This window comes from Pseudomonas sp. VA159-2 (assembly GCF_024126635.1).
GTDB classification, from domain to species: Bacteria; Pseudomonadota; Gammaproteobacteria; order Pseudomonadales; family Pseudomonadaceae; genus Aquipseudomonas; species Aquipseudomonas muyukensis.
Genome location: NZ_JAMYBV010000004.1, coordinates 264,425 through 270,424, shown reverse-complemented (window position 1 = coordinate 270,424; position 6,000 = coordinate 264,425). Strand labels below are relative to the sequence as shown.

Annotated in this window: 7 protein-coding genes; 4 read left to right on the top strand and 3 right to left on the bottom strand. The window is 66.0% G+C overall.

The genetic code is table 11. The features are described 5' to 3' along the window. Nucleotides 1-131 precede the first annotated feature (131 nt). The 4 genes from cysT to NJG22_RS06335 all read left to right on the top strand — a co-directional run bounded on the left by cysT (nt 132) and on the right by NJG22_RS06335 (nt 3,384). Entirely contained in the window at nt 132-950 is an 819-nt protein-coding gene (gene cysT / locus NJG22_RS06350; protein ID WP_253093266.1) for a sulfate ABC transporter permease subunit CysT, read from the top strand. 13 nt (nt 951-963) lie between these two features. Then, nucleotides 964-1,836: a sulfate ABC transporter permease subunit CysW gene (cysW, locus tag NJG22_RS06345; protein WP_253093265.1), complete on the top strand. Its 873-nt coding sequence runs from the start codon at nt 964-966 to the stop codon at nt 1,834-1,836. A 3-nt stretch (nt 1,837-1,839) separates the two neighbouring features. Further along, complete coding sequence (locus NJG22_RS06340; protein WP_253093264.1) at nt 1,840-2,829, top strand: sulfate ABC transporter ATP-binding protein; 990 nt, start codon at nt 1,840-1,842, stop codon at nt 2,827-2,829. Between the two features lie 120 nt (nt 2,830-2,949). Then, entirely contained in the window at nt 2,950-3,384 is a 435-nt protein-coding gene (locus tag NJG22_RS06335; RefSeq protein ID WP_253093263.1) for a thioesterase family protein, read from the top strand. Here NJG22_RS06335 and NJG22_RS06330 read toward each other — a convergent pair. From NJG22_RS06330 to NJG22_RS06320, 3 genes are all read right to left on the bottom strand, one after another. Next, on the bottom strand, nt 3,374-4,030 hold the full coding sequence (locus tag NJG22_RS06330) for a response regulator transcription factor (protein ID WP_253093262.1): 657 nt from the start codon (nt 4,028-4,030) through the stop codon (nt 3,374-3,376). The genes NJG22_RS06335 and NJG22_RS06330 overlap by 11 nt on opposite strands. 118 nt (nt 4,031-4,148) lie before the next feature. Next, complete coding sequence (locus NJG22_RS06325; protein WP_253093261.1) at nt 4,149-4,958, bottom strand: CheR family methyltransferase; 810 nt, start codon at nt 4,956-4,958, stop codon at nt 4,149-4,151. A 210-nt stretch (nt 4,959-5,168) separates the two neighbouring features. Further along, nucleotides 5,169-5,645 (bottom strand): YMGG-like glycine zipper-containing protein, encoded by a 477-nt coding sequence (locus NJG22_RS06320; RefSeq protein WP_253093260.1) that lies wholly within the window; start codon nt 5,643-5,645, stop codon nt 5,169-5,171. Between the last annotated feature and the right edge of the window lie 355 nt (nt 5,646-6,000).

Here is a 6,000-nt window from a genome sequence, read left to right as displayed (position 1 = left end):
CTACAGGGGATCGTGGATTCTTGTAGGAGCGGCCTTGTGTCGCGAAAGGGCTGCGCAGCAGCCCCAGGATTCAGAAGCCTGCACCGGCCCGGGAGCGCTCCCGGGCTTCGTGCGTTCAACCAGGGACCTTTATGTCACGTCGCATTTCCCCCGTCATACCCGGCTTCGGGCTGACACTGGGCTACACCTTGGTGTATCTCAGCCTGATCGTGCTGATACCGCTGGCGGCCATGTTCATTCATGCCTCGCAGCTCACCTGGGGGCAGTTCTGGAACATCGTCAGCGCGCCGCGGGTCATCGCCGCGTTGCAACTGAGTTTCGGCACCGCCCTGTTCGCCGCCATCATCAACGGTGTGATCGGCACCCTGCTGGCCTGGGTGCTGGTGCGCTATACCTTCCCCGGGCGCAAGGTCATCGACGCCATGATCGACCTGCCGTTCGCCCTGCCCACCGCCGTCGCCGGTATTGCCTTGACCGCCCTGTATGCCCCGTCGGGCTGGGTCGGCCAGTTCGCCACCGACCTGGGTTTCAAGATCGCCTACACGCCGCTGGGCATCACCCTGGCGCTGACCTTCGTCACCCTGCCGTTCGTGGTGCGCACGGTGCAGCCGGTGCTGGCGGACATCCCGCGGGAAGTCGAGGAAGCCGCCGCCTGCCTGGGCGCGAAACCGTTGCAGGTGTTCCGCCACATCCTCGCCCCGGCCTTGCTGCCCGCCTGGCTCACCGGCTTCGCCCTGGCCTTCGCCCGGGGTGTCGGCGAGTACGGCTCGGTGATCTTCATCGCCGGCAACATGCCGATGAAGACCGAGATCCTGCCGCTGCTGATCATGGTCAAGCTCGACCAGTACGACTACACCGGCGCCACCGCCATCGGCGTGCTGATGCTGGTGGTTTCCTTCATCCTGCTGCTGCTGATCAACCTGTTGCAGCGGCGCATCGAAACCCCTTGAAGGAGGCCCGGTAATGTCTTCGTCTTCCCTTGGCGCGACCGCCGCCGCCAACGCCGCCCGGCGTGGCAGCGCCACCTCGCGCCGTGTGCTGATCACCCTGGGCTGGATCGTCTTCGCGCTGTTCCTGGCGCTGCCGCTGGTGATCGTGGTGTCGCAGGCGCTGAAGAACGGCTTCGGCACCTTCTTCGAGGCGATCTTCGAGCCCGACGCGCTCTCTGCGCTGAAGCTGACCTTGCTGGCGGTGGCCATCTCGGTGCCGCTGAACCTGGTGTTCGGGGTATCCGCCGCCTGGTGCGTGAGCAAGTACAGCTTCCGCGGCAAGAGCCTGCTGGTGACCCTGATCGACCTGCCGTTCTCGGTGTCGCCGGTGATCGCCGGCCTGGTCTACGTGCTGATGTTCGGCGCCCAGGGCCTGTTCGGCCCGTGGTTGCAGGACCACGACATCCAGATCGTCTTCGCCCTGCCGGGCATCGTCCTGGCGACCATCTTCGTTACCGTGCCGTTCGTGGCCCGTGAACTGATCCCGCTGATGCAGGAGCAGGGCACCCAGGAGGAGGAAGCCGCGCGCCTGCTCGGCGCCAACGGCTGGCAGATGTTCTGGCACGTGACCCTGCCGAACATCAAGTGGGGCCTGATCTACGGCGTGGTGCTGTGCACCGCCCGGGCCATGGGCGAGTTCGGCGCGGTGTCGGTGGTGTCCGGGCACATTCGCGGCGTCACCAACACCTTGCCGCTGCACGTGGAGATCCTCTACAACGAGTACAACCATGTCGCGGCCTTCAGCGTGGCCAGCCTGTTGCTGATCCTGGCGCTCTTCATCCTGCTGCTCAAGCAGTGGAGCGAGAACCGTATTAACCGCCTGCGCCACAGCGCCGCGGAGGAATGATTCATGTCGATCGAAGTACGTAACGTCAGCAAGCGCTTCAACAGCTTCCAGGCCCTGGACAACATCAACCTGGATATCCACAGCGGCGAACTGGTGGCCTTGCTCGGCCCGTCCGGCTGCGGCAAGACCACCCTGCTGCGGATCATCGCCGGGCTCGAGACCCCGGATAACGGCAGCATCGTGTTCCATGGCGAGGATGTCTCCGGCCACGACGTGCGCGATCGCAACGTCGGTTTCGTGTTCCAGCACTATGCGCTGTTCCGCCACATGAGCGTGTTCGACAACGTCGCCTTCGGCCTGCGCATGAAGCCCAAGGGCGAGCGCCCGAGCGAAAGCAAGATCGCCGACAAGGTCCATGAGCTGCTGAACATGGTCCAGCTCGACTGGCTGTCCGACCGCTACCCCGAGCAATTGTCCGGCGGCCAGCGCCAGCGTATCGCCCTGGCCCGCGCACTGGCGGTGGAGCCCAAGGTGCTGCTGCTCGACGAACCGTTCGGCGCGCTGGATGCCAAGGTGCGCAAGGAGCTGCGTCGCTGGCTGGCGCGTCTGCACGAGGACATCAATCTGACCTCGGTGTTCGTCACCCACGACCAGGAAGAAGCCATGGAAGTCGCCGACCGCATCGTGGTGATGAACAAGGGCGTGATCGAGCAGATCGGCTCGCCGGGCGAGGTGTACGAGCAGCCGGCCAATGACTTCGTCTACCACTTCCTCGGCGACTCCAACCGCCTGGCGCTGGCCGAGGGGCAGCATGTGCTGTTCCGCCCGCACGAGGTGTCGCTGTCGCGCCATGAAACCGAGGGGCACCATGCCGCCGAAGTGCGTGATATCCGCCCGCTGGGCGCGACCACCCGGGTGACCCTGAAGGTGGAAGGGCAGAGCGAGCTGATCGAGGCCGAAGTGGTCAAGGACCACGACAGCCTGACCGGGCTGGCGCGGGGCGAGACGTTGTTCTTCCGGCCGAAGGTATGGCAGAAGGTGGCGGATATCTGAGCCTGAGGATGACCTGGGCGGCGAAGGCGCCGGCAACGCCGGCGCCTACAGGGTGATAGGCGTTTGCGGCGCAGTGTGGGAAGCTGCCACGACATGTCGAAGACAGCCCAGGATGTTGCCATGACCGAATCGCCGCAACGCGACGCCTTTTCCCACTTCCACCCCATCCTCACCCGCCCGCAGGACAACGACCTCAACGGCCATCTTGCCGGCTCCACCGTGCACGGTTTCTTCGAAACCGCCATCCAGGCCTTCCTCGTCGAGCAGGCCGAGCTGGACCTGCGCGACGGCGAGCTGGCCGCTTTCGTGGTCAGCTCGGCGGCCGACTTCTTCGCCTTGCCGGGCTTCCCGGACGTGCTCGAGGTGGGCCTGGGGGTGACGCGCCTGGCGGGCAGCACGGTGGAGTTCCGCCTGGCGCTGTTCCGCCCCGGCGAGGCCGAGGCCTGCGCGGCGGGCATCCTGGTGCAGGTGTTCATCGAGCGTGCCTCGGGGCGGCCGGCAGTGCTGCCCGAGGCCTTGCAACTGACCCTCGCCGGGCTGTCGCTCAATCGTTGAGGCGGATGATCCCTTCGCGCACGGCGAACAACACCAGCCCGGGCACATCGTGGATCTGCAGGCGGTGCATGATCTGCGAGCGGTGGGCCTCGACGGTCTTGATGCTCAGGCCCAGGCCGTCGGCGATGGAACGGGTGGTCTCGCCGCGGGCGATCAGGCGCAGGATCTCCAGCTGGCGGGTGGTCAACGGCTGAGCCGGGGCCTGGGCGTTGGTGCGCTTGCGGCTGTGCTTGAGGGCCTGGCCTATGACCATCGGCAGTACTGCCGAGCACAGGTACTGGCCACCGCCACGCAAGGTCTGCAGGGCCTGTTCGAGCTCGACCACCGGCGCGTTCTTCAACAGGAAACCGTGGGCGCCCAGTTGCAGGCAGTTCATCACGTGGTCCAGCTCCGAACGCGCCGAGAACATCAGGACCCGGCTGCCGGGCACACGGATGAACAGTTCCTGCAAGGCCTGCTGGCTGTCCAGTTCGCCACTCATGTCGAGCACCACGATGTCGGGCTTGAGCTTTTCGGCCAGGCTCACGGCGGCCATGGCATCGCCGGTATCGCCCACCACGACGAAGTCTTTCTTCTGCTCGAGCAGGGCACGCAGCCCGGCGCGAAAGAGTGGCGATTGATCGGCAAGGAGGATTCGGCAGGGCATGGATAAAGGCCTGTTTCGCAAGGGAAGGGGGGCGGCAGGCTGGCGCGATCCCAAAGCGCACTGCCGCGCGGGTGCGCGATCAGTCCTTGTCTGCCGGGCGGCGCGGCAGTACCTCTGATCATAGGCGCTCGAACACCGACGGCAGCAGTGGCCGCAGCGGCAGGTCCAGCCCGTGGATGCTCTCGCTATGGCTGATGATCAGCAGCCCGCCCGGGCGCAGGTGCTCCAGCAGGCGCGGCAGCAGCTTGGCCTTGTACGGCGGCGCCAGGTTCGCCAGCAGGTTGCGCAACAGGATGGCATCGAAGCTGCCAAGGTCAGCCGGCAGGGTGCGGATCAGGTTGATCGCCTCGAAGCGCACGCGCTCGCGCAGCGAAGACGCGATGCGCAGGCGCCCCGCCGTCTCGCCGACCCCGCACAGACAATGGCGGGCCAGCCAGCCTTCGGGGAAGTAGCGGGCCTGGGCGATGTCGTAGATGCCGGTGGCGGCGCGTGCCAGCAACTGAGGGTCGAAGTCGCTGGCCAGCACCTGCCAGCCCGGCAGCCGCGAGCTTTGCGCGGCGACCATGGCCAGGCTCCAGGCCTCTTCGCCGCTGGCACAGGCGGCGCTCCACAGGCGCGGCGGATGTTCCAGCGTGGCCAGCCAGTGGGCCAGGCATTCGAAGTGGCGATGTTCACGGAAGAAGTAACTGTCGCGGGCAACCAGCAGGCGCAGCAGGTGCTCGAGCTCGCCTGGGCCTGCGGGGCTGTCGAGCACTGCCAGGTACTGCTCGAACTGCGTCAGCCGCAGGGCCTTGAGCCGCTGGTGCAGGCGGGCGGCCACGCCGGTGCGGCGGTCATCGGCCAGGTGCACGCCGGTGGCTTGCTCGACCCGCTGGCGAATGTTCGCAAAACCGGCTTCGCTGAGCAGGGGCGGGCGGCGGCCAGGCATCGGTCAGGTATCCCTGGCCTGGGCCGAACAGATCGGATCGGTGACGATCACGCGCATTCCCTGCGTCCTGTGCATGGTTTGAAGGGCGGATGATAACTAGTGGCTAGTAGCCTCCATATCGGGGTGGCCCTTAATCCCCTGGCGCAGGCAGCAACGAAAAGGCCCCGCCGGTGAGGGCAGGGCCTTAGGTACCAGGCGTAAGGCTGGCGATCAGTCGCGCCAGTGGCGCTTGTGCTTGCGGTGCCCGTAGTGGTGGCCACGGTCATAGTAGCGGCGGTCGTCGTAGCCGCGACGGTAGCGGCGTTCATGGCGCTCGTCTTCGTCGGCCTTGTTGCCCATGTAGTTACCCAGTGCGCCACCGGCGCCACCGCCAGCCGCGGCACCGATATAGCTACCGGTGGTGCCGCCCATGGAGCGACCGACCACGTTGCCGCCGGCCGCACCCAGGGCGCCACCGATGGCGGCTTCGCCACGCTGGCGCTTGTCCGCGCCCAGGGCCCCGCCGGCTGCGCCGCCCAGGCCGGCACCAATGGCGCCGCCGGTGCTACCACCGATGGAGTTGCCCACCACGGAGCCCAGTACCCCACCCAATGCGCCGCCAATGCCGGCCTCGGTGGTGCCGCCTGCCATGGCAACGCCGCTGAGCAAGCTGAAAGACAACAACAGAATCGAGGAGTACTTCTTCATCAAGAGAGCCTCAAGGGGATGACGAGGCGGAATGTGAGGCTCGGCGAATGGGCTTGCAATGGAAATCCGACGAGTAGCACGAGTTGTACACAATTCTCTAACTTATTGAATTATGTATGAAACTTTCTCGATTTTCGGCGGTCAGAGGTATTTATGACAAAGCCCTGAGCCGATGCGGACCAGGGCTTTTTTGTGGGTGGCGTTCAGCGTGGCTTGGCGGGCCCTTGTAGGAGCGGCCTTGTGTCGCGATGGGGCGCGCAGCGGCCCTAGATTTCAGCTGCGCCGCGTAGTTTCGGCTGCGTCACTTAGTTTCGGCTGCGCCGCCTATTTCAGCTGCGCCGCGTAGATGGCCGGG